Genomic DNA, 22,386 nt, shown 5'->3' on the forward strand with positions numbered 1-22,386 from the left:
AAATTATTGCTTTAGATTTTAGGTACTTTTCCATCGATACCCCATTCCGTAAACTGTCTCCACACAGTCAAAATGCTCATCTAGCTGCATAAATTTTTTACGAATACGCTTGATATGAGAAGTAATGGTTGTGTCATCCACCACCATTTTAGATTCATCCATCAGTTGTTGACGACTTTTGACATGCCCTGAAAATTTAGCAATCGCGTGTAACATCCAAAATTCAGTGACAGTGAGTTCGATACTCTGGCCTTTCCAACTAACAGTCATTCTTTTGCTATCCATCAACAAATCACCGGTCTGAATAAGGTCCGTTTGTATTTGTGGTCTTTCTAATAGTTCGGTACGTCTAAACAACGCCGCTATTCTGGCTAATAAATGCGGCAAACTGATATCTTTAGTTAGGTAATCGTCAGCACCCATGCGCAAGCCACAAATAGTGTCGTAATCGTTATCCCGTGCAGTAAAAAAGATAATTGGCAGGGTCTTAGATAAACTTCTTAGTTGCTGACAAACTGCAAAGCCTCCATCAATTTCATCCTCAAGGCCAATATCAATAATAGCCAAATCTGGCAGCCTCTCATAAAAAGCTTGCTCAGCACTACCTCGATTAGCATAAGGTTGTACCTCGTACCCTTGTTTACTGAGGGCAGCAATATAGTTTTCTCTAAGTGCTTGATCATCTTCAACCAAAGCGATTCGTTTTGACATAACAGGCGCCTTATTTCTTTATGTCTGCACTATATCGCAAAACTTCAGTCGGTTTATTCCATAAGTAGCACTAATCTGCAATTTCCATTTTTCCGCCACAATTGACCTCAAGATTGCCATTTTGTCTCCCTGAACTAGCCACACATTCTTTGTTTACTAGAGAGGAATTAACCAACCACACTCTTGGAGAAAACAATGATAATGAATAAAACTAAAATCACCACAGCCGTCGCGTTCACTTGCCTATTATCTTCCAGCGCTATTGCTGAACAACGAAGTTCACAAGAAAAAACCAATGAAGTCATTGGCTTTAGTTCTGGGGTAATAGTGGGTAGCGCAATAGCTGGACCATTAGGTGGCGTTATTGCAGGTATTTTTGGTGTGATGATAGCTGAAGATGTCAACTCTGATAAAAAGCTCGAAACAGCTAACAATTTGTTGCAACAAAAAGATCAAGAACTGTTTGTGATGCAACAAAACTTCGAACAAGCAAAAGAACGGGCAATGCTACAAATTGCTTCCATGGATTCGGCCCTAGAACAAAGTATTCCAAACATTGAAAGTAATATTCAATTTAAAACGGCGTCTTACGATTTGGAGAATCATTACAAAACACAGCTCGACTTGATTGCCCAAACTCTTCGAAAAAACCCAAAGTTAAAAATCACTTTATCAGGTTTCGCTGATAAACGTGGTGACAGTACGTCTAATCAGGCACTCTCTGAGCAACGCGCATTATCTGTAAAACAATACCTCGTCAATAAAGAGGTTAACGAAGAGCAAGTAATCACTAACTCATTTGGTGAATCTTCACTCGTCAGTGCTGGCGAACATTTTGAAGATGACTTTTTTGACCGCAGAGTCATGTTAAGGGTATCTGATGATCAAACAGAAATGACAGCCGCTAACCCGTAAATGCCACTGATTGTTCACTAACAAGGAAATTTTCCATGTCATCATTACCTAAATTTGCCGTTGTTAGTTTGGTGGTTATTGCGATAGGGGCACTGCAGTTTGCAGTGCCCGCTTTTACCAATAAACAAAATATTGCTCCCACTTCAAATGCAATAGGGACACCAAACACACAACAAAATAGTACCTTAAGCAATCAACCTGTAGGTGAAAATCAAAATACCCTCAGTGGCACTTTGTACTTTATTAAAGAGCACAATGTTGCAGATGAAACCAGCTATCAACACTTACAAAGCCCTGTACTCAAAACCAAGGTTGATATCAAAGTAACAGGCATAATCGCTCGCACTACAGTCACCCAAACCTTTAAAAATGCAGGTAAAGATTGGGTTGATGCCCTATATGTATTCCCCTTACCCGAAAATGCTGCAGTCGACCATTTATTAATGACAGTGGGTGAACGCAAAATAGAGGGAGTAATTAAAGAAAAAGCAGAAGCAAAAAAGATATATTTACAAGCCAAAGCACAGGGAAAAAAAGCCAGCTTAGTAGCGCAACAACGACCGAATATGTTTTCCAATTCTATCGCCAATATCGGTCCTGGCGAAATGATTACAGTAAACATTGAATATCAGCAAAAGCTAAACTTTGAGCAGCAACAATATAGTCTGCGCTTTCCCATGACTATCACACCAAGATACATGCCAAACAACACCAGTGAAGACCCCAAAATACCAGTAAAACTCTCGCCAAGTCATCCGCAAAACAGTATTGAATTGCAAGTTAATTTACATGCGGGTTTTGAGGTCCAAGATATTAAGAGTGAATTTCATCCTATCACTGTGACGCAATTATCAGACGGCAGTCAGAATATTCGGATACAAAAAGACACCGTGGCTAATCAAGACTTTGTCCTGAACTGGCGACCAGAGTTTGGTGCTGCACCTCAGTCAGGGCACTTTACGCAACTGGTCAATGGTGATGAATATGGTTTGGTAATGCTGCTTCCGCCCGTCAAAAATGATCCTGTTAAAGCATCACAATTGCGTGACGTGATTTTTGTACTGGATACGTCAGGCTCTATGGAAGGTGATTCTATTCAACAAGCAAAAACAGCATTATTGTTAGCCATAGATCAGCTCAAGGTAACTGATACCTTTAATATTATCGAATTTAATAGTTACGCCCAAAACTTATGGAAAATACCAAAACCAGCCCACTCAAATAATAAGCAGGAGGCGATACGCTTTGTTAATAGCTTATCTGCAAATGGTGGCACAGAGATGCAAAGTGCATTAAAGCTGGCTTTCTCTCAGCCTAAAGTTAATGAACCAAACATTTTACGGCAAATTATTTTTATTACAGATGGCAGTGTGGGTAATGAAGAATCCTTAATGCAATTAATCCATAGTAGGTTAGAAAATTCACGTTTGTTTACCGTTGGCATAGGCAGCGCACCTAACAGTTATTTTATGAGTGAAGCAGCCAAGATGGGCAGAGGCACTTTTACCTATATTGGTGCCGTCAATCAGGTGCAAGAAAAAATGCAGAGCCTTTTAACTAAACTACAACACCCTGCCATTACTGACATTGAATTACAGTTAAATGCCAGAACATTAGGATCCAATCAGCAACTAGAGTTTTACCCCAATGTTATAAGCGACTTATATCGAGATGAACCTTTAGTGCTGAGCTACAGGTTAACCAACAGTAAAATAGAATCGGACAAAGGGACTAGTATTTTATCTAAGGTAAACCTATCTGCGCGATATCAAGGGAAAGCCTGGGAAAATCCCCTAGTGCTTAATGCTCAAACTAGGCAATCAGGACTCAATGTTTTGTGGGCAAGAGAAAAAATTAGCCAACTGACTAGGGATAAGCGCCAAGCAAGTATGCGTGCTTATAGCTCTGGCGCCGAACAAGACGAATACAAATCTCAAATTACAGACACCGCCCTTAGTCACCACCTAGTTAGTCAGTACACGAGTTTAGTTGCTGTAGATGTGACACCCACTCGCCCAACTGAAGTGCAATCTAAAAGTCAAAAGGTAGCCAATTCTGTACCTAGTGGCACTTCAAACCAGCGGATTCAGGCACAAGGTACCCTTCCTCAAACAGCAACCCTCGCACAACTTAAAATAATTTTTGGCTTAATTTTAATAGGACTAACGATATGTATGCACTTACTTATAAAAAGAAAAGCAATATCTCAAAGTTATTATTCTTAGTAGCCAAGCATAAATGGCTAGTATTGAGCATGATGTTGGGCCTATACCAGTTTTCAGATGGGTTATATATTTTTGCTAAAGCAGAGTTAGCGCAATATTTGATTGCTAACGCTTGGCATAAAAACCTAACATCAGCGCAGCAGCACAAACCTTGGCCTTGGGCAGACACACACCCTGTTGCCGAACTCATCATTAAGGACAAAAATTGGTATGTGTTAGCAGGAGCAAGTGGCAGAAACTTGGCCTTTGCGCCAACTCACCTAAGTTCAACACCCGAGCCGGGAAAAATGGGAAACAGTGTAATTGTTGGCCATCGCGACACCCAATTTAATAGTTTAAAAAGGCTACAAAAAGGGGATATTATCGAGATAAAAACCAAACACAAACATCAACAATTTAAAGTGACTATGTTACGAATTGCGGTGTATACAGATTTAGAATACTTACAAGATAACACTACCCACGACACATTTGATGAAGAACAATCCAGCCTAACACTGATCACCTGTTACCCCTTTGATAGTGTGTTACCTAATCCAACTCATAGGTATATAGTGCGAGCTATGGCGATTTAGTGCCAAGTTGTCGTAAATAAAAGACATAATTAACAACTATTTGTAACCTAAATGGAGTAACCTATTTAAACACCCTAATTATCAATGAATTGAGAAAGTGGAACGGAATTCGCTAGGCGTGCATTAAGTGAAAAATTAACCATTCAAAACACAACAAGGAATAACAATGAATATATCAAAAACTACCCTAATAATGACTTTTGCGGTATTAAGTATGGGATTAATAGCTTGCACTGATACTCAAAAAGAATCTGCTGAAGAAGCGGAATCTGAAGCCAAAGAAATGGTCACTCAAGCCAAAGAAAAATCAGCTGAGTTATACGAAAAAACCAAAGAAGGAGCCTCTGACCTTGCTGATAGCGCAGCGGATATGGCTGAAGATGTAAAAGAAAGCACAATTGAGGCTTATGATGAAGCCAAAGAAAAGGCGGGTGACGCCTATGACGCCACTGCCGAAAAAGCGTCTGACGCTATGGACACTACAAAAGAAAAAGCCGCTGAGTTAAAAACTGATGCAGCTAAAAAATTAAAAGAAGCCTGCATAGCGAGTAAGAAAAAATTAGACCAAGATCCTAGCGATTGCGAATAGGATAGTCTTCAATTAGCGACAAAAGGGCGTTCTGCCCTTTTGTCCGTTAAATTTACTAAAAATAATGCCCTAACCTCTGCAGCCTCACCTCTGCAACAGATACACAATTCAAAAATAAATAATCCACATAGCAAATGCTCTATATGTCACTGCAAACAATGAAATCATTGGCAGTTTCAGATTATCTGTTAAGTAAACAAAGCCAAAACAATTCTTACATAGGCTTGAATTAACAACAGTAGTCACAATATTATGCTTCCCTAGTGATTCTTTTTCTCTTCTAAAAAATAAACGTTTAAAAACTATAGTCGCTAGTATTCGATATAAAAACAGCTGTTAACTGACAAGCATAAATATATCGAAAATTCATAAAATACTATTCACACATAAGCTGGCAGTCAATATGAACGCATTGAGTATCAAAGGATTAACCAAAACCTATAAAGGTGGCACCCAAGCCTTAAAAGGGATTGATTTAGAAGTAAAACAAGGCGATTTTTTTGCTTTACTAGGACCCAATGGTGCTGGCAAATCTACCACTATTGGAATTATTAGCTCCCTAGTAAATAAAACCCAAGGCGACGTAGATATATTTGAGTATTCCTTAGCGACTCAGCCAGTCGAGGCAAAATCTTGCATTGGACTTGTACCACAAGAATTTAATTTTAATCAGTTCGAGCCTCTGATTCAGATCATGCTAAATCAAGCTGGCTATTATGGCGTCCCTAAAAATGTAGCAAAGCCTAGAGCCGAAAAATACCTTAAGCAACTCGACCTTTGGGAGAAGCGTGATGCACCCGCCAGACAGCTTTCTGGAGGTATGAAAAGACGATTGATGATAGCAAGAGCTCTAATGCATGAGCCTAGAATGCTTATTCTCGACGAGCCAACTGCCGGTGTAGATATTGAGATACGCCGCTCAATGTGGTCGTTTTTACAAGAGATAAATCAGCAAGGTGTGACCATTATTTTGACCACTCATTATCTCGAAGAAGCTGAAATGTTATGCCGTAATATCGCCATTATTGATAAAGGTGTGATAGTCAGAAATACCAGCATGAAAGCATTACTTGCCACATTAAATATTGAAACCTTTGTATTGGATTTATCTAAAAATTTAAGTTCGATTACATTAGATGGCTTTGAAAGTCGTTTAGTGGACGAGCATACCTTAGAAGTTGATGTACCCAAGGAAGCGGGTCTCAATTCAGTGTTTCAACAGTTAACTGAAAAAGAGATACAAGTGTTAAGTATGCGCAATAAATCTAATCGATTAGAAGAGCTATTCGTTAGAATGGTCGAGTCTGGAAGATCCTCAGTAAGCGATAACCCAACAACCAAACAAGTGACAGGAGACACTAATGAATAGTCTCAGTATGGTGGCCCTTATCACTATGTGGCGCAAAGAGTGCCTACGTTTTCTTAGAATCTGGATCCAAACCTTGCTACCACCAGCCATTACTATGTCATTGTATTTTGTGATTTTTGGTAATTTGATCGGCAGTAGAATAGGTAATATGGGTGGCTTCAGTTATATGGAGTTTATTGTCCCAGGCTTAATCATGATGGCAGTGATCACCAATGCTTACGCTAATGTGTCATCCTCTTTCTATAGCGCTAAATACCAACGCAATATTGAAGAGTTATTAGTGGCCCCTGTATCGAATTGGATCATTATTGCCGGTTACGTGGGTGGCGGGGTAGCCAGAGGCATGTTAGTTGGCATTATTGTGACTATTGTCTCGCTGTTTTTTGTAGATATACATATACATAATTTACTGATCATTCTGGTCACTTTGTTTTTAACTGCAGTATTATTTTCTACCGCAGGTCTGATTAACGGGATTCTTGCTAACTCTTTTGACGACGTCAGCATAGTACCTACCTTCATTTTGACGCCTTTGACCTACTTAGGTGGCGTTTTTTATTCATTAAGTTTATTGCCTGAATTTTGGCAGTGGGTGAGTAAAGTTAATCCTATTATTTATATGGTTAGTGGTTTTAGGTATGGTTTTCTTGGCGTTTCAGATATCAGTTTTTATCTGTCTTTGAGTATTTTAGTTGGGTTTAATGGGGTTTTACTCGCTTGGGCTTATTCGCTTATTAATCGTGGCGTAGGTATTCGAAGTTAAAATCATGCAACAAAAGTCTCGCTCAATCAGTACTAATCAAGTTGGTGTTCACCAAAACTTACACAAAGTCGTGTCGCGCCAACTTGCCAGTGTAAGTCAAAAACCACTATCTGAGCATACTCAACAAGCCTTTCAACAAGCAATCAATTGGCTTGGAGATTGGCAAGGCGAACTGATATTAGACTCTTGTTGTGGCGTGGGCGAAAGTACTGTCAATATTGCACAAGCTCACCCCAATGCTAGGGTCATAGGTATAGACAAGTCTGCTTTACGCACCGACAAACACCAAGCTTATGCCAACACATTAGAAAACTACCTAGTATTACGGGCTGATCTAAAAGATTTTTTAAGATTACTTGTTATCCACCAGAAAAAGCTCAGTAAACATTATTTGTTATACCCAAATCCCTACCCAAAATCGGCACATTTACAGCGTCGTTGGTATGCCTGCTCAGCGTTAAAAGACATCTTGAGCTTAGGTGGCACGCTAGAAGTAAGAAGCAATTGGCAGCTGTATATCCAAGAATTTTCTGCCGCGTTATGTATTGCTAATATCAGCAATCAATTTAGTGAATTTGCAAGCGATAAGGCTATTACCCCTTTCGAGCGTAAATATTGGCAAAGTGGCCAAAGTAGCTGGCAGTTATTGGCAGATTTATAAGACAATAAAGCTTAGAATGACTAATTTGTATTTGCCTTGGGTTGGCTAAAATAGAATCCTTGGGCGTATTTAATCCCTAATTCTTTGACTATTTCGAGTGTCGTTTTCTGCTCAATTCGCTCAGCTATTACCACTATATTGTTGGTTGCCGCAGCGCTAATCAAACCTTTTACAAACACCGCTATCGCTGCATCACTTTTCACCTTATCGAAGAGAGCTGCAGATACTTTTATGGCTGATATAGGCAAAGTTAAAATTGTCTGTAAATCGCAACTTTGCTGCTCAAAGTTATCAATCACAATGTTGACACCCAATGCATTACAAATCTCGCAAAACTGACTAAAACTGACACTGTCTACTAAGGCGTTTTGTGCGGTTATCTCTATGGAAATCCGCTTTGGATTTGGGTAATCTGCTAGTTGCGATTGAAGAAATTTGAGGGTATCTGTGTCAGTCATATCTGACAAACTCAGATTAATATTCCACGCCATGTTGATATCTCTAAAATAACTGGCGCTACGACTAAACACAGTTTGAGTCAATTGGGCTACTGACTGCCGCCTTTCAACCAAAAATAAAAATTCTGTGGGTAAAAAGGTATTTTGATCAATAGTTAAAAGGCGAGCTAAACACTCATAACTCCAGACAGCGTTATTATTCAAATCCATAATTGGCTGAAAAAATGGCACAACATTGTCTAGATTAAAACTATCCGTTACTTCAGTCACTTGCATACAAAGGTATACCTTTATGTCTGGTACTCTTGACAATATAACAACATATTAACAATTGCCAGATAATACCAATTTAGCATTTTAATTTTGGACGGTTAGCCTATTGGTCTCTAGCTTGAATTAAGGTAAAGTGCGCGACTTCCAAGTATTCAGATAAGGTTACAATAGTGAGTGGAGCTGAGGTCAGTTTAGAGCATTTGTATAAGGTATTTACTATGCCTGAAGGCAAAGATTCTAAACTTGCACAGATTGAACAACACCTGTCGGATAACCTATCAGACTTTCTGTCTCAGCATGTTGTCGCCAAGGTGAATTCTTTAGAACAAATAGAAAAGAGCTTTGCTGAATATTCAGTACCTGAATCACCCGAGTTTGTATCAAAACATGCAGAAGACCTTTTAGAAAAACTCGTCGCAAATTCTGTTAATACTTATTCTCCCAGCTTTATCGGTCATATGACCTCTGCACTGCCCTACTTCCACCTGCCTTTAGCGAAACTATTGGTGGGTTTAAATCAGAATTTAGTAAAAATCGAAACCTCTAAGGCCTTCACTCCCCTTGAACGTCAGATTTTGGGGATGATGCACGAGTTAGTGTATAAACAACCCGCTGATTTTTACCAAAGCTATTTACACAGCGCGAACCATGCCTTGGGCGCATTTTGCTCAGGTGGGACTATTGCGAATATTACAGCGTTGTGGGTAGCAAGAAATAAAGCGTTACCCGCCTCTTCTGAATTTAGGGGCGTGGCGCAAGAAGGCATGGCAGCAGGAATGATGCATTATGGCTATAAAAAGATGGGGATTATTTCATCGAAACGTGGTCATTATTCGTTATCTAAAGCCGTTGATTTATTAGGCTTAGGTAGACAACAAATGCTTACTATCGACTGTCCTTCACAGCGTTTATCAGCAGAAAAAGCGTTAGCCGTAGGAAAACAATATCAACAAGACGGTAACAAGGTTTTGTGTATTGTAGGTATCGCTGGGACAACAGAAACAGGGCATATTGATCCTCTAGATGAATTAGCAGATGTTGCAAAAGAACTTGGTTGCCATTTTCATGTAGATGCAGCCTGGGGGGGAGCAACACTGTTTTCACGTGAGCATAGCCAATTACTTAAAGGCATTGAGAAAGCAGACTCAGTGACCTTGGATGCTCATAAACAAATGTATGTTCCTATGGGGGCTGGTATGGTGTTATTTAAGGATCCGAATGACAGTAATGCAGTGCGTCATCATGCCCAATACATTTTACGTGCTGGTTCTAAAGACTTAGGTGCCACTACCTTAGAAGGTTCACGAAATGGCATGGCGATGATGGTATATGCCTCTTTGCATATATTTGGCCGCCAAGGTTATGAATTGCTGATTAACCAAAGTATAGAAAAAGCCAAAACCTATGCCCGCATGATCCAATCTCATCCCGACTTTGAACTTGTTACCTCTCCCACTTTGTCACTGTTGACTTACAGGTTAAATCCTCAAGAAGTGCAAACCCAAATAAAGTCACAGCCGCAAATTTCTGAGGCGTTAAATATCGAGCTCGATAAATTAACTGTTACTGTGCAAAAACAACAAAGAGAAGCAGGAAAATCGTTTGTCTCGCGGACGCGATTACAAACTGAAAAATACCCTGAACAAGCGATTACAGTTTTTAGGGTGGTATTAGCTAACCCCCTAACAACCGAAATGGATTTACAGAATATATTAGACGAACAGCTAGCCATAGCCAACAACTCCGATACTTGGAAAACGCTTTGTGCGGAGCATAAAAAAGCCAACTAAGTTGGCTTGTTGTACTAAAATAACGAGCTATACAATTAGGTTTTATAACCTAATCTGCAAGTTATCAATTAATCGAGTTTTTCCTAAAAAGGCCGCTGCCAATAACACCAAATGTTGGTCTTCATGGCCTGGTTGTAACAAGTTTTCAGTGTTGCGGATTTCCAAATAGTCAGGATTAAATCCAAGAGTAGCCAATTGCATTTTATAATCATGAGTTAATTTCGTAAAATCTCTACGCCCTGCTTGAATTTCATCTACAAGTTCATTCATCTTCTCAAAGAGAGTAGGCGCTAACTTACGTTCTTTAGCCGTTAAATAATGATTTCTAGAACTCATGGCTAAACCATCGTCTTCTCGAGTGGTGGACACGCCAAATACTTTTAGGTTCATAGATAAATCAGTCACCATGGCTTTGATCACTTGTAATTGCTGAAAGTCCTTTTCACCAAAAAATGCCAAGTTGGGTTGCACCATATTAAATAACTTACAAACTATGGTGGCCACACCACGAAAATGTCCTGGTCGACTAGCACCACAAATCATATACGACAGTCCGGGTACTTCTACAAAAGTCTGTTGCTCTAGCCCTCTGGCATAAATGTCGTTGGTGGTGGGCATAAAAAGCGCATCGACCCCTAATTCTTCTAATAAGTACCGATCATTTTCTAGGGTTCTTGGATACGCATCTAAATCTTCATCTGGACCAAACTGCAGAGGATTGACAAAGATAGAGACCACCACAATATCTGCTTGTTTTTTGGCTTCTCGTACAAGGTTTAAATGCCCTTGATGTAAATTTCCCATGGTAGGGACAAAAGCAATGACTTTGGCACTATTTTGCCAAGTCCGTCTGATTTCACGCAATTCCGAAATGTCTTTAATTAGTTGCATAATATTCGTTTACTGTTGATATTTAATTGCTAGCGTCAACCTTAATAGGGCGCTAATTGAAACTGTGCTCATCAGAAGGGAAACTCCCCTCTTGCACTTCTTGGATATACTGACTCACGGCTTCGCGCATGTTATTACTTTGCTGCAAATAGTTTTTGGAAAACTTTGGCATGTAGTTCGCGCTTATTCCAAACATATCGTGCATCACTAATATTTGCCCATCTGTTTGCGCCCCAGCTCCGATACCAATAACTGGAATATTCAGGCTTTGGGATATCTTGCAGGCTAAATCAGAGGGAATACACTCTAGTACCAATAGCTGTATGCCGGCCTGTTCGAGCTGTTTGGCTTGTTCAAGAATATTTTCTGCTTGTAAGTCATCACGCCCCTGCACTTTAAACCCACCAAAAACATGCACTGACTGAGGCGTTAGGCCTAAATGTCCACAAACAGGCACACTTCGCTCGGTTAACCCTTTAATAGTATCTAATAGCCAACTACCCCCTTCTAACTTCACCATACTTGCTCCTGCTCGCATTAGCTCGGCAGCATTCAAATAGGTTTGTTCAGCAGTTGAATAAGACATAAAAGGCATATCCGCTACAACAAAGGCTCTTTCGACCCCTTTTTTCACAGAACGAGTGTGGTAGGCTACTTCTTCGACCGTAACGCTCAGTGTATCGTCATCGCCTTTCAGTACCATTCCAAGTGAATCACCAATCAATAAAACTTCGATACCTTGTTCATCAAACAATTTTGCGAAACTAGCATCGTAAGCAGTTAAAGCAGTGATTTTAGTATTTTCTTGCTTCATCTTTAGCAAGGTTGAAGTCGTTACTTTTTTCATTAGATATACTCCACATTTTTGTTGCCAACAAAAATACTATTTACTGCTTAGGCGCAGTGCCTATGGTAGGCGCACTATACTGGATTTTTTGTTAATTTCTAGATGAGTAGCTAGTCTGACATTATTTGTAACCCATTTATTGGGCATGTCAGCACAAGATCGGATAATTTTTCGCCGCAGGGTAAAATTAATTCTGGGGCGATTTCAAAAAGCGGGTAAAGAACAAACTCTCTTTGTTTCATTCCAATGTGGGGAATGGTTAGCTGTTCTTTATCAAGCTGCTGTTGGCCATACAACAGAATATCCAAATCTAAGGTTCTGGGTCCCCATCTATTGGATTTTCGTACACGACCGTGCTGACTTTCTATTTGCTGAGTTTGTTGCAACAAGTTTTCCGGTGAAAGCTCGGTTTCTATTAAAACAACCGCATTGACATAGTTAGGCTGATCTTGTGGGCCCATTGGCAGGCTCTGATATAGACTTGAACATCTAATTAATTTAGTTTCTGATAACGACGCTAAGCTATGACAGGCGGCCTGTATTTGTTTTGCAGACTGCCCCAAATTACTGCCTAAGCCAATATAAACTTGGTTCATACTTTGGGTTTAGGTTTCTTACGATTACGTCTAGGACGTCGAGGTGGAGCGCCTGATTTTTCACGGAGTGCTTCTAACATTGTTTTACGTTGAGCTTCATCTGCTTCTTGGAAAACTGTCCACCACTCGGCTAACTCTAATAAGTCGCCACCTTCAATCTGGCCTCGCAGCAACAAAAAGTCGTATGCAGCTCTAAATTTAGGATGTTCAAGCATTTGATAAGCTCTGCGGCCATAACGTTTAGGTAAACGGTTCTGTAGCTGCCAAATTTCCCGAATAGGCCCACTAAATCGTTTAGGGATCATAATGCGTTGAATTTGACGATGCATCACATCATTTATTGCAAGATTAAAAGCATCAAAATGGTTCAGCCCACCTTCCACCATTAATTGCTGGCAACGTTCTTCTAGTGGATACCACATAAAGGCAGCAAAAATAAAGGCAGGCGTCACTCGTTGCCCGGTGTTAATACGATTATCCGTGTTGGTAAGCACTTGCTCAACAAATTGATTTTCACGACTTCCTGGTTGCAACAATAGCGGGGCTAGTTGCGGAAAAAGAGGTTCAAATAGGTGGTATTCTTGGAGCAATTTATAGGTCACTAAACCTTGCCCAGACAAAAGTAGCTTGAGTATTTCTTCAAATAATCTGGCGGGCGGAATATTCGCCATTAATGGTGCTAAACGTTTTATGGGTTCAGCACTTTCTTCGCTGATATGCATATCAAGCTTAGCTGCAAATCTTACCGCTCTTAGCATTCTCACAGGATCTTCGCGATAGCGGGTTTCAGGATCGCCTATCAGAGTAATACTTTTGTCTTTAATCGCCTGCATACCACCAGCAAAATCACTGATCGAATAATCAGCAATATTGTAATACATGGCGTTAATAGTAAAATCTCGGCGCTGTGCGTCTTCTTCTATCGTGCCAAAGACGTTATCGCGCAATAATTGACCATGATCACTTTGCTTACTAATTTTAGACTCACTATCATCATTGTTCTCATGGTGACCGCGAAAAGTAGCGACTTCAATTATTTCTCGACCAAACACAATATGCGCCAGTCTAAATCTGCGCCCAATCAATCGGCAATTTCGAAACAGCCCTTTAATTTGTTCAGGTGTTGCGTCAGTTGTTACATCAAAATCTTTAGGCTCTTTTCCCAACAATGCATCACGGACACAGCCACCCACTAAATAAGCTTGATAACCACTATTGTGCAGGCGATAAAGTACTTTCAGTGCGTTTTCACTCATTGAATTACGAGAGACCGAATGCTCTGCACGGGGAATGACAGTCGCAACAAGTGTAGCGGGCTTGTCTGGGGTTTTAGTGCGCAGAGCGCTCCTGACTTTGTCAATTACGCGAGAAATAATATGCTTTGCTCCTTGTTTGGGCCTGGGGTACTTTTATACCTCGCCGATTAGGGCGGAAAAATTCGGCGCTAATCATATACTGTCTGCTTGCCCAATTCTATTGTCAATACACTCTGTTTTTGCGGGTATTTTATTCAAATCCCACTCGCTGATGGCCCAATTCATTATATTTGCGACAGATTCACGTTGTAACTCTTTAGTTACAGGTAAGCCAAGAAACCTAAGTGCATTTATCAAATTAGTGCCGACCTTATTCGGATCGAGTTCACAAGCATGATTTTGTTTACTCAATTTTTTACCTGGCTCAGTTACCACTACAGGAAAATGTAAAAACTTTGGAGCTGGGCTTTTAAACGCTTGATATAGGGCAAGCTGCAATAATGTGGCTGCGACTAAATCTGCCCCTCTGGCCACTTCAGTAATCCCTTGTTGTATATCGTCAACCACCACAGCCAATTGATAGGCGAACAATGCATCTTTGCGCTTTATAGTAAATTGTGGAGGTATACTTTGCTTGGGAAATTCAACATGGCCTAATAACTCATCATAGAAATATTGATGGATAAAGTGATGATTAAATCTTATCGCTTTATTTTCTGGGCTGAGATTTTGATTGGCACACCCACATGTTTGGCCAGGCTCTAAATGTGCTAACTGAGCTCGAGTACACTGGCAATAAAATGTAAAACCTTGCTCAGCTAAGTACTGAATTTTTTCATTGTATAATTCACTTCTGCCACTTTGAAACACCACTTCGCCATCCCAAAATAAATGGTGATTCTCAAGACAACGCATTATCGAATCACTGGCACCCACCATTTCTCTTGGCGGGTCAATATCTTCAATTCTCAGTAACCATTGCCCACCACTATTTTTTGCTCTTAAAAAGCTACCTAAGGCGGTGACCAAAGAACCAAAATGTAAATGACCAGATGGGGAAGGCGCAAATCGGCCAACGTACCCAGAGTGAGGGGTAAAATTCTTCATAGGAGGATAGTTAAATGCAATGGTCATAAAACCAAAGATATCACCCCAAGTAGCGAATTAAAGAATTAATCGCCACTTGGGATAGCAGGTAAATTTAACCCTGAAGTTGTTTTTCTTTAATTTCTGCCATGGTTTTGCAATCAATACACATGTCGGCAGTAGGCCTAGCTTCTAAGCGGCGTACACCAATTTCAATTCCACATGCGTCGCAAAAACCAAAATCATCCTCATCAATACGTTTTAAGGTTTTTTCGATTTTTTTGATTAATTTACGTTCTCTATCGCGAGTACGTAACTCAAGACTAAATTCTTCTTCTTGAGCTGCACGGTCGACAGGGTCCGGAAAATTAGCCGCTTCATCTTGCATATGGTGCACAGTACGGTCTACTTCTTGACGAAGTTGATCACGCCAAGCTTTCAATAACAAACGAAAGTGCTCCATTTGCTTTTCGTTCATGTACTCTTCGGTTTTTTTCTCCTCGTAAGGAGTCAAACCGGCTAGTGCTAATAATCCAAGTGTTTTATTCGTTTTTGCTGTTGGCATATGCCAATTCTCCTAAACTACGGCATGAGCTGTTTGTGCCGGCGGCTATGTATATCAGAAAGCCGTAACACAGGCAATGTCTTGCTCTTAACATCTTCCGTTACAGTGAAAAACAATTTTGTAGCAACGCAATATGGAGGTCTTCTAGAAAAAATCAATGTCTATTTTATGAAAAAAACCGCAAAGACTGATTTATATGGATTTTTTCTGAACTAATTTCGCAACCGTAACATAAAACTTGTACACCGTTTAGCATAGCCTGTTTAAGCTCCTTAGCGTAGTCAGGATCAATATGCCTTGCCACTTGCACCGATTGAATACCTGAATGTTGTACGCAAAAAAACAGTACAGCACGCTTTCCCTGACTTGCAATTAGGCTTAATTCACGCAGATGCTTTTGTCCACGCAGAGTTTTTGCATCAGGAAAATACCCCGTACCATCATCTAAGAGCGTGACCGATTTAACTTCGACATAACAGTCGACTTTTTGAGGATCAGTCAATAAAAAATCAATTCGGCTATTTTCTTCACCGAACTTAACTTCAGCTTGTAAATTTTCGTATCCAACTAACTCGGTTATCTGATTCTCAAGTATCGCTTCTTTAACTAATACATTGGCTCTGTGGGTATTTATGCCAATCCAATGCTGCTGTTCAGTTAACACTACTTCCCAGGTATATAACAACTTTCGTTTCGGATTATTACTCTCAGACAACCAAACCTTCCAGCCAGGTTCTGCACAGCCTGTCATTGCACCTGTATTGGGGCAGTGTGCTATGACAATTGAGCCGTCAGGCAACTGTACGTCGGCTAAAAATCGTTTATAACGTTTGACTAATGTGCCTTGGATTAAAGTTGAAGAGAACTGCATACTTACCACTTAAAAAGATGTTCGGTTAATGTCGTCATGTTATTCTAACCACCTTTCTTTAGATGGAGTAGTTATGTCTCGTTTATCTGTTTCAATTACCACCCAGGCGCCAGCCGATTATTATTCAGCTGGAACTTTATTATCTGTTAATGGCCAAACAGCGCAAATTCACTTAGTGGAGCCTGAGAACAATTTAAGTCATATCCAAAAAGCGGCCCGTAGTTTAGATAACCTAGGTGTAGTGCAAGTTGAGCTGATAGGAGACTGGCAAATTGAGCAACAATGGGCTTTTGCCCAAAGCTTTACCACTACAACAAAACAGCACCATATCAAGTGGTGTGACGATAATAACGCCAATGAATTATCCCACCGCTATCAAGCGATGATCTTTACTCGTAATATCACCAATGCCACACCAGAAGAGTTATCACCTGTAATACTGGCAGATAAATGTGAACAATGGCTAGCATCAATAAATGAAAACCACATCAGCAGTAAAAGATGGGTGGGTGAAGAACTTAAAGCTCAAAACTGGATGGGTATTTATCATGTGGGCCGCGGCAGCACTCGCCCTCCCGTATTAATTGAAATCGACTATAACCCTACCGAAGACAATAATGCCCCGGTTTCAGCCTGTTTAGTAGGAAAAGGCATTACCTTTGATAGCGGCGGATATAGCATCAAAAGCAGTGAAGGCATGCTGACTATGAAGTGTGATATGGGCGGAGCAGCCACTGTGACTGGCGCGCTTGGCTTGGCCATGATGCGAGGACTCAATAAGAGAGTGAAGTTATTTTTGTGTTGTGCTGAAAACCTTATTAGTGGTCACGCTTATAAATTAGGTGATGTCATCACCTACAAAAATGGCACAACTGTGGAGGTAGTTAATACTGACGCAGAAGGCAGATTAGTATTAGCTGATGGCTTAATGGCTGCCACTGAAACGGGCGCTCAACTCATCATAGATGCAGCGACACTTACAGGAGCAGCATGTGTTGCCTTGGGCGAAGATTACAATGCATTGTTCGCATTGGACAAAGCGCTACAACAAAGAGTTTTAGATTATTCAGTTCAAGAATTTGAGCCTTCATGGTGTTTACCTTTAGAAAAATGGCATCAAAATAAATGCCCATCAGCATTTGCTGATACTGCAAATAGTAAAGCTCAAAAAGGTGGGGGCGGAGGCGGCGCATCCAATGCGGCAGGATTCTTATCTAGGTTCGTAAACGAACAAGGAACAGGTTGGGTGCACATTGACTTAGCAGCAGCCTACAACGCTAGCGGCACAGTGCATATGCCAGTTGGCGCAACAGCGCAAGGAATTAGAACCATAGCCCGTGCGTTGTTAGAAGAATAAAATAATCTTGAAAGGGCGATTTTTATTGCCAGGATCGCCTTTTCAATTTTTAGGTCAGGTTACAAGCCTCCTAAACGCTCCGCCAGAATCTTATATTTCTCTACCGCTTCTTTTTCAAACAGTGGGGTTCCATCAGCATCTTTATCTGCGGCCGGTAGTAAACTTTCTCTTTCCAGTCTCTCTACTCTTACACTCTGCACGCCAAGAAATTCGGCTACTTGCTCTACTGTCATCAGACTCATTGGATATACCTCTTAACTTTTATTTTTCATTTTGATGAAGTATTAGTAAAGCGCAAAGACTGAGTTTTGCTAGTACCAATCGCCATCTATTTAACTAACTACACATTAACTGAAAATTTTTTACACAGCGCTATTAAATCATCAAGTTATTGAAATTAAAACTATTTTTAGGCCATAGGTCAGAGATGTTATAAACTAAGAAAAAAGCCACGAAATTTTAGAGAAAACCTATGGATACTTGGTCAGCTGCTATTACCTTATTTTTGATTATGGATCCTCTGGGTAATTTGCCTGTGTTTATGTCTGTTTTAAAAACAATAGAACCTAAACGAAGACGACGAGTATTAGCAAGAGAACTATTATTCTCACTAATAATCATGTTCACCTTTTTATTTAGCGGCCAAGTGGTATTAGACTTTTTAAATGTTCGTCAAGAAAGCGTCAGCATAGCTGGAGGGATTATTTTATTCCTGATTGGTTTAAAAATGATTTTCCCGCAACCAGGTGGCGTAACAGGTTTAACCCCAGGTGAAGAACCATTTATCGTACCACTAGCCATACCTATGGTGGCGGGTCCTTCGGTACTTGCAGCTCTTATATTATTAGCCAATCAAGATCATAGCCGCATGTTAGATTGGTCCATGGCGCTAGGAGCCGCATGGTTAGCCTCAGCAACCATATTGATGCTTTCTAGCACCTTTCATAGACTATTAGGTGAAAGAGGACTAACGGCCATCGAAAGGCTGATGGGCATGATCTTGATAATGATTTCTATCCAAATGTTACTGGATGGAATAGGAAAATATTATTCACTAGGGTAAGTTAGTAACTGGGGCAAGTGCCCCTAAAGCCTTAAAACACAAAGTGAGTTTTATGCTCTTTATAGCAAATAGCTTTTGCACTCGTAGCTCGTAAAAATTTTAATGAGAATGATCTTGAATAAAAAACTAAACATATTCCAGCAAGTTAGAGAACTAGAAGGTTGGCACGCAGTAGCATTTTCAGCCACATTATTAGAACGAATGTTACCTAATTATGTGCTTTTTTGTGAAGCCACTGAATTTGCCGACCCAGCGCAATATCGCAACAGTTTAAATGCTATTTGGGAATGGTTAGCTGTACCAAAAGCTAAAATAAACTTCACAGCGCAATTAGAAAAAATTGAAGAGCTGGTGCCAGATGCTAGCGACTTCGACAATTACGGTGTATTTCCCGCAATTGACGTCGCCATGTCTATGTCTGCGTGCATTTTATTGATTCAAGGGGAAGATCCTCAAGGCGCGGTGGTGGTTAGCAAGTTATCCCAAGGTGGAGTGGAAGCCTTTATCGAAGCAAGCTCTGAGGGAGACATCACTGACATGGAAATTAAACAACATCCGTTGATGCAATGGGAAATTGAAACTCAGCAAGAATTGCTAATCTTGTTATCAAAATGCCCTAAAAATTCGGAAAGCTGTAAACAGTTAAAGCAGTTGGCCACCGCAGAAGGCATGACCAACATAGGGTTAGAAATATAGGGTTAATCGATACGTTGATACACTCTAGCCAAAATCTGGGCACTGCGTTTTTCTTTAATCATTTGCCAGTTTTCAGGCACTGAATAACCTTTGCCTGATGCTTCACATTCGATGTAAATAACACCATCAATAGCCAGCAAAGATTTGTCAACAATACGTTCGATTGTTGCAGGCAGTAGATTTTGATTAAAAGGTGGATCTAAAAAAATTAACTCATAGGTCTGATTCAAGCTATTGAGTACATCTAAGGTATTCCCCTGAATTATTTTTGCCTGCTGTGAAGATAAACCCAATAATTGAATATTATCTGCTACTTTCTTAGCCACCATTTTATCTAATTCGATAAAAGTGCAATTATCCCCATAGCGTGACAAAGCTTCAAATCCCAATCCGCCGCTCCCCGCAAATGCATCTAAGCAACTTGCACCAGAGGTATAGGCCATTAACCAGCTAAATAACATTTCCCTATTTTTATCTGTAGTTGGACGTAACCCCTGCACATCTAGAACAGGTAATTTACGCCCCCGAAAACGGCCACTGATAATTCGAACCATACCACTAGGTTTTGAGCTACCTAGCTTACGGCTGTTTAACGATTGTTTTTCGCCTCGCTTCATTTGGTATAGAAATGCTATTATTATGAAATGATGTAAATAGTTTACCCAATTACCTAGGATTTCTCACCGGAATGTCAAAGTTTTTCAAATGGCTCAAAAAAGATAAACAACCTGAAGAGTCTCCTGTTGTTAATGACACCCCTCTTCAAAAGACGGATGAACAAGTAAATTCACAACCAGAATTATTAAAGAATAATAGTTCTGAAAACGACACTAGCACTTTACCCATAGATGAAATTACACAGCAAGAAACAGTTGAGTCGCGGGACGATTTAGACGCGCCATCCCCGATACCAAAAGCCCTAAAAGAAGATCTCGCTAGTTTCGAAAACATTCGTTCTTATAACGAAACTATGGCTGTGGAATCCTCAAAAAAGGAAAAAGAATCGACTAAAGCTGAATCTGAAAATGTTACTACAGAATCCGCCATCGAAAATGTGCCATCAGTAGAAAACACCTTAGTAACCAATAATGAAACGACACAAGACCCACTAGATAAACCATCAATCGAACAACAAGATGCAGAACAAACTGGTTTCTTCAGTAAATTAAAACGCGGTCTGTCCCGTACTAAAGAAAGTATTGGTAGTGGATTTGTTAGTTTATTTCGCGGTAAATCCATTGATGATGATTTATTTGAAGAATTAGAAACCCAGTTATTAGTTGCCGATGTGGGAATGGACACCACAGTCAAAATAATCAAACATTTAACTGAAAGTTCAGACCGCAAACAGTTGAAGGACGGAGATGCCTTATATCAGTTACTCAAAGAACAAATGGCTGACATTCTGAAGAAAGTAGAGTCCCCTTTAACGCTAAAAGCCGAATCGGGCCCATTCGTTATTTTAATGGTGGGAGTCAATGGTGTTGGTAAAACCACCACTATTGGGAAAATGGCAAAACAATTTCAGCAGCAAGGCAAAAAAGTCATGTTAGCCGCAGGTGATACCTTTAGAGCTGCAGCAGTTGAACAACTGCAAGTTTGGGGTGAGCGAAACAATATTCCAGTGGTAGCACAACAAACCGGGTCAGACAGTGCATCGGTTATTTTTGATGCATTTCAGTCAGCCAAAGCTAAAAACATTGATGTATTGATTGCAGATACCGCTGGTCGATTGCAAAACAAAGATCACTTGATGGAAGAGCTTAAAAAAGTAGTGCGAGTAATGAAGAAAATTGCGCCTGAAGCACCTCATGAAATTATGCTTACCCTAGATGCTGGTACCGGACAAAATGCAGTGAGCCAAACCCAATTATTCAATGAAGCAGTTGGCTTAACCGGAATAAGCTTAACCAAATTGGACGGAACTGCAAAAGGAGGGGTAATTTTTGCAATTGCCGACCAATTTAATATTCCTATTCGTTATGTTGGAATTGGCGAAGGCATTGATGACCTAAGACCATTTAATAGCCAAGATTTTGTAAATGCGTTATTTATCGAGTCTGATAATCAGCAAGAATTAGCAAACTAAGCCATCTATGATTAAGTTTGAACAAGTCAGTAAAACCTACCCCGGCGGACAACAAGCCTTAAGAAAGGTCGATTTCCATATTGAACCAGGGGAGATGGCATTTTTAACCGGACACTCAGGCGCCGGAAAAAGTACCTTGCTGAAACTGATATCGATTATGGAGCGCCCTACAGTAGGTAAAGTACTTATCAATGGGCATGACTTAAGTAACATCCAAAGAAAACAAATTGCCTATATCCGCCGTGATATAGGTATGATTTTTCAAAGCCATCAGTTATTAATGGACAAAAGTGTATTTGACAATGTGGCGTTACCATTAATTATTGAAGGTTACTCCCATAAAGAAACAGCTAAACGTGTTCATGCGGCATTAGAAATGGTTGGCCTAAGTGACAAAGTCAAAAATTTACCCATTATGTTGTCAGGTGGTGAACAGCAAAGAGTGGGTATTGCCAGAGCCGTGGTCAACAAACCCCCTTTATTATTAGCTGATGAGCCAACTGGAAACTTGGATCCCAAGTTATCAATGGAAATTATTCGATTATTTGAAGATTTTAATCAGGCAGGTGTGTCGGTGTTTATCGCAACCCATGATCTTGGATTAATCGCACGCATGAAATATCGGACACTGACACTTAAAAAAGGCCAGATGATAACCGATGGTTTAACCGACGAATATCAGAGTGACGACCTCTATGTGTAAGTTATTGATTAACATAAATGTTGCCCCCTCACCTCTA

General features: G+C 40.2%; 24 protein-coding genes. 13 read left to right on the forward strand and 11 right to left on the reverse strand.

Translation table 11 applies throughout. The annotated features are described in order from the left end of the window. Positions 1–18 precede the first annotated feature (18 nt). Positions 19–711 (reverse strand): proteobacterial dedicated sortase system response regulator, encoded by a 693-nt coding sequence (gene pdsR / locus AAC000_RS00825; protein WP_339719214.1) that lies wholly within the window; start codon positions 709–711, stop codon positions 19–21. A gap of 201 nt (positions 712–912) precedes the next feature. On the opposite strand from pdsR, the gene pdsO reads away from it, so the two are divergent. The 7 genes from pdsO (at position 913) to AAC000_RS00860 (ending at position 7,808) form a co-directional block, all read left to right on the forward strand. Further along, a complete protein-coding gene (gene pdsO, locus AAC000_RS00830) occupies positions 913–1,626 on the forward strand; it encodes a sortase-associated OmpA-like protein PdsO (RefSeq protein ID WP_339719219.1) in 714 nt (237 codons plus the stop codon). A gap of 35 nt (positions 1,627–1,661) precedes the next feature. Further along, positions 1,662–3,851, forward strand: a complete 2,190-nt coding sequence (locus AAC000_RS00835; protein ID WP_339719221.1) for a marine proteobacterial sortase target protein — start codon at positions 1,662–1,664, stop codon at positions 3,849–3,851. Further along, complete coding sequence (locus AAC000_RS00840; protein ID WP_339719223.1) at positions 3,797–4,426, forward strand: class GN sortase; 630 nt, start codon at positions 3,797–3,799, stop codon at positions 4,424–4,426. The genes AAC000_RS00835 and AAC000_RS00840 overlap by 55 nt, the downstream gene beginning before the upstream one ends. Before the next feature lie 166 nt (positions 4,427–4,592). Further along, positions 4,593–5,015, forward strand: coding sequence for a hypothetical protein (locus AAC000_RS00845; protein WP_339719226.1), 423 nt, complete (start codon positions 4,593–4,595; stop codon positions 5,013–5,015). 403 nt (positions 5,016–5,418) lie between these two features. Beyond that, the gene (locus AAC000_RS00850; RefSeq protein ID WP_339719229.1) at positions 5,419–6,384 is read left to right on the forward strand and encodes an ABC transporter ATP-binding protein; all 966 of its coding nucleotides are present in this window, start codon (positions 5,419–5,421) and stop codon (positions 6,382–6,384) included. Next, positions 6,377–7,147, forward strand: coding sequence for an ABC transporter permease (locus AAC000_RS00855; RefSeq protein ID WP_339719231.1), 771 nt, complete (start codon positions 6,377–6,379; stop codon positions 7,145–7,147). Before AAC000_RS00850 ends, AAC000_RS00855 begins: the two co-directional genes overlap by 8 nt. 4 nt (positions 7,148–7,151) lie before the next feature. Then, entirely contained in the window at positions 7,152–7,808 is a 657-nt protein-coding gene (locus tag AAC000_RS00860; RefSeq protein ID WP_339719234.1) for an SAM-dependent methyltransferase, read from the forward strand. 20 nt (positions 7,809–7,828) lie between these two features. Here AAC000_RS00860 and AAC000_RS00865 read toward each other — a convergent pair whose 3' ends face one another. After that, positions 7,829–8,542: an EAL domain-containing protein gene (locus AAC000_RS00865; protein WP_339719237.1), complete on the reverse strand. Its 714-nt coding sequence runs from the start codon at positions 8,540–8,542 to the stop codon at positions 7,829–7,831. A gap of 167 nt (positions 8,543–8,709) precedes the next feature. On the opposite strand from AAC000_RS00865, the gene panP reads away from it, so the two are divergent. Then, complete coding sequence (panP, locus tag AAC000_RS00870; RefSeq protein WP_339719241.1) at positions 8,710–10,329, forward strand: pyridoxal-dependent aspartate 1-decarboxylase PanP; 1,620 nt, start codon at positions 8,710–8,712, stop codon at positions 10,327–10,329. 42 nt (positions 10,330–10,371) lie between these two features. Here the strand turns inward: panP and panC are convergent, their stop codons facing one another. The 7 genes from panC to sfsA form a co-directional block, all read right to left on the reverse strand. Beyond that, the gene (gene panC, locus AAC000_RS00875) at positions 10,372–11,220 is read right to left on the reverse strand and encodes a pantoate--beta-alanine ligase (protein ID WP_339719244.1); all 849 of its coding nucleotides are present in this window, start codon (positions 11,218–11,220) and stop codon (positions 10,372–10,374) included. A 52-nt stretch (positions 11,221–11,272) separates the two neighbouring features. Further along, positions 11,273–12,067, reverse strand: coding sequence for a 3-methyl-2-oxobutanoate hydroxymethyltransferase (gene panB / locus AAC000_RS00880; protein ID WP_339719246.1), 795 nt, complete (start codon positions 12,065–12,067; stop codon positions 11,273–11,275). Between the two features lie 110 nt (positions 12,068–12,177). Next, a complete protein-coding gene (gene folK, locus AAC000_RS00885; protein ID WP_339719248.1) occupies positions 12,178–12,663 on the reverse strand; it encodes a 2-amino-4-hydroxy-6-hydroxymethyldihydropteridine diphosphokinase in 486 nt (161 codons plus the stop codon). After that, a complete protein-coding gene (gene pcnB, locus AAC000_RS00890; protein WP_339719807.1) occupies positions 12,660–13,955 on the reverse strand; it encodes a polynucleotide adenylyltransferase PcnB in 1,296 nt (431 codons plus the stop codon). The genes folK and pcnB overlap by 4 nt, the downstream gene beginning before the upstream one ends. Positions 13,956–14,111: 156 nt before the next feature. Further along, a complete protein-coding gene (gene gluQRS / locus AAC000_RS00895; protein WP_339719250.1) occupies positions 14,112–15,053 on the reverse strand; it encodes a tRNA glutamyl-Q(34) synthetase GluQRS in 942 nt (313 codons plus the stop codon). A 67-nt stretch (positions 15,054–15,120) separates the two neighbouring features. Next, positions 15,121–15,570: an RNA polymerase-binding protein DksA gene (gene dksA, locus AAC000_RS00900; RefSeq protein WP_339719255.1), complete on the reverse strand. Its 450-nt coding sequence runs from the start codon at positions 15,568–15,570 to the stop codon at positions 15,121–15,123. A 166-nt stretch (positions 15,571–15,736) separates the two neighbouring features. Continuing rightward, a complete protein-coding gene (sfsA, locus tag AAC000_RS00905) occupies positions 15,737–16,441 on the reverse strand; it encodes a DNA/RNA nuclease SfsA (protein ID WP_339719259.1) in 705 nt (234 codons plus the stop codon). Between the two features lie 73 nt (positions 16,442–16,514). On the opposite strand from sfsA, the gene pepB reads away from it, so the two are divergent. Further along, positions 16,515–17,798 (forward strand): aminopeptidase PepB, encoded by a 1,284-nt coding sequence (gene pepB, locus AAC000_RS00910; RefSeq protein WP_339719261.1) that lies wholly within the window; start codon positions 16,515–16,517, stop codon positions 17,796–17,798. A gap of 59 nt (positions 17,799–17,857) precedes the next feature. Here pepB and AAC000_RS00915 read toward each other — a convergent pair whose 3' ends face one another. Continuing rightward, positions 17,858–18,040, reverse strand: coding sequence for a helix-turn-helix domain-containing protein (locus tag AAC000_RS00915; protein ID WP_339719263.1), 183 nt, complete (start codon positions 18,038–18,040; stop codon positions 17,858–17,860). A 230-nt stretch (positions 18,041–18,270) separates the two neighbouring features. On the opposite strand from AAC000_RS00915, the gene AAC000_RS00920 reads away from it, so the two are divergent. Beyond that, the gene (locus AAC000_RS00920; RefSeq protein ID WP_339719265.1) at positions 18,271–18,861 is read left to right on the forward strand and encodes a YhgN family NAAT transporter; all 591 of its coding nucleotides are present in this window, start codon (positions 18,271–18,273) and stop codon (positions 18,859–18,861) included. 111 nt (positions 18,862–18,972) lie between these two features. Next, entirely contained in the window at positions 18,973–19,557 is a 585-nt protein-coding gene (locus AAC000_RS00925; RefSeq protein ID WP_339719809.1) for a YjaG family protein, read from the forward strand. 2 nt (positions 19,558–19,559) lie between these two features. On the opposite strand, the gene rsmD is transcribed toward AAC000_RS00925, so the two are convergent. Then, on the reverse strand, positions 19,560–20,174 hold the full coding sequence (rsmD, locus tag AAC000_RS00930) for a 16S rRNA (guanine(966)-N(2))-methyltransferase RsmD (protein WP_339719266.1): 615 nt from the start codon (positions 20,172–20,174) through the stop codon (positions 19,560–19,562). Between the two features lie 71 nt (positions 20,175–20,245). Between rsmD and ftsY the strand changes: the two genes are divergently transcribed. Together ftsY and ftsE are read left to right on the forward strand one after the other, a co-directional pair. Beyond that, complete coding sequence (gene ftsY, locus AAC000_RS00935; RefSeq protein ID WP_339719268.1) at positions 20,246–21,646, forward strand: signal recognition particle-docking protein FtsY; 1,401 nt, start codon at positions 20,246–20,248, stop codon at positions 21,644–21,646. A gap of 7 nt (positions 21,647–21,653) precedes the next feature. Next, positions 21,654–22,349 carry a cell division ATP-binding protein FtsE gene (gene ftsE, locus AAC000_RS00940; protein ID WP_339719270.1) on the forward strand — a complete coding sequence of 232 codons (696 nt, stop codon included), beginning with the start codon at positions 21,654–21,656 and terminating at the stop codon, positions 22,347–22,349. The last annotated feature ends 37 nt before the right edge of the window (positions 22,350–22,386 follow it).

It is taken from the genome of uncultured Paraglaciecola sp., from assembly GCF_963977085.1.
Lineage (GTDB): Bacteria > Pseudomonadota > Gammaproteobacteria > Enterobacterales > Alteromonadaceae > Paraglaciecola.

What these genes read in the sequence shown, in the direction of transcription:
- pdsR (WP_339719214.1), bottom strand. Translation starts at nt 711, where the DNA reads ATGTCAAAACGAATCGCTTTGGTTGAAGATGATCAAGCACTTAGAGAA.
- pdsO (WP_339719219.1), top strand. Translation starts at nt 913, where the DNA reads ATGAATAAAACTAAAATCACCACAGCCGTCGCGTTCACTTGCCTATTA.
- AAC000_RS00835 (WP_339719221.1), top strand. Translation starts at nt 1,662, where the DNA reads ATGTCATCATTACCTAAATTTGCCGTTGTTAGTTTGGTGGTTATTGCG.
- AAC000_RS00840 (WP_339719223.1), top strand. Translation starts at nt 3,797, where the DNA reads ATGTATGCACTTACTTATAAAAAGAAAAGCAATATCTCAAAGTTATTA.
- AAC000_RS00845 (WP_339719226.1), top strand. Translation starts at nt 4,593, where the DNA reads ATGAATATATCAAAAACTACCCTAATAATGACTTTTGCGGTATTAAGT.
- AAC000_RS00850 (WP_339719229.1), top strand. Translation starts at nt 5,419, where the DNA reads ATGAACGCATTGAGTATCAAAGGATTAACCAAAACCTATAAAGGTGGC.
- AAC000_RS00855 (WP_339719231.1), top strand. Translation starts at nt 6,377, where the DNA reads ATGAATAGTCTCAGTATGGTGGCCCTTATCACTATGTGGCGCAAAGAG.
- AAC000_RS00860 (WP_339719234.1), top strand. Translation starts at nt 7,152, where the DNA reads ATGCAACAAAAGTCTCGCTCAATCAGTACTAATCAAGTTGGTGTTCAC.
- AAC000_RS00865 (WP_339719237.1), bottom strand. Translation starts at nt 8,542, where the DNA reads ATGCAAGTGACTGAAGTAACGGATAGTTTTAATCTAGACAATGTTGTG.
- panC (WP_339719244.1), bottom strand. Translation starts at nt 11,220, where the DNA reads ATGCAACTAATTAAAGACATTTCGGAATTGCGTGAAATCAGACGGACT.
- panB (WP_339719246.1), bottom strand. Translation starts at nt 12,067, where the DNA reads ATGAAAAAAGTAACGACTTCAACCTTGCTAAAGATGAAGCAAGAAAAT.
- folK (WP_339719248.1), bottom strand. Translation starts at nt 12,663, where the DNA reads ATGAACCAAGTTTATATTGGCTTAGGCAGTAATTTGGGGCAGTCTGCA.
- gluQRS (WP_339719250.1), bottom strand. Translation starts at nt 15,053, where the DNA reads ATGACCATTGCATTTAACTATCCTCCTATGAAGAATTTTACCCCTCAC.
- dksA (WP_339719255.1), bottom strand. Translation starts at nt 15,570, where the DNA reads ATGCCAACAGCAAAAACGAATAAAACACTTGGATTATTAGCACTAGCC.
- sfsA (WP_339719259.1), bottom strand. Translation starts at nt 16,441, where the DNA reads ATGCAGTTCTCTTCAACTTTAATCCAAGGCACATTAGTCAAACGTTAT.
- pepB (WP_339719261.1), top strand. Translation starts at nt 16,515, where the DNA reads ATGTCTCGTTTATCTGTTTCAATTACCACCCAGGCGCCAGCCGATTAT.
- AAC000_RS00915 (WP_339719263.1), bottom strand. Translation starts at nt 18,040, where the DNA reads ATGAGTCTGATGACAGTAGAGCAAGTAGCCGAATTTCTTGGCGTGCAG.
- AAC000_RS00920 (WP_339719265.1), top strand. Translation starts at nt 18,271, where the DNA reads ATGGATACTTGGTCAGCTGCTATTACCTTATTTTTGATTATGGATCCT.
- rsmD (WP_339719266.1), bottom strand. Translation starts at nt 20,174, where the DNA reads ATGAAGCGAGGCGAAAAACAATCGTTAAACAGCCGTAAGCTAGGTAGC.
- ftsY (WP_339719268.1), top strand. Translation starts at nt 20,246, where the DNA reads ATGTCAAAGTTTTTCAAATGGCTCAAAAAAGATAAACAACCTGAAGAG.
- ftsE (WP_339719270.1), top strand. Translation starts at nt 21,654, where the DNA reads ATGATTAAGTTTGAACAAGTCAGTAAAACCTACCCCGGCGGACAACAA.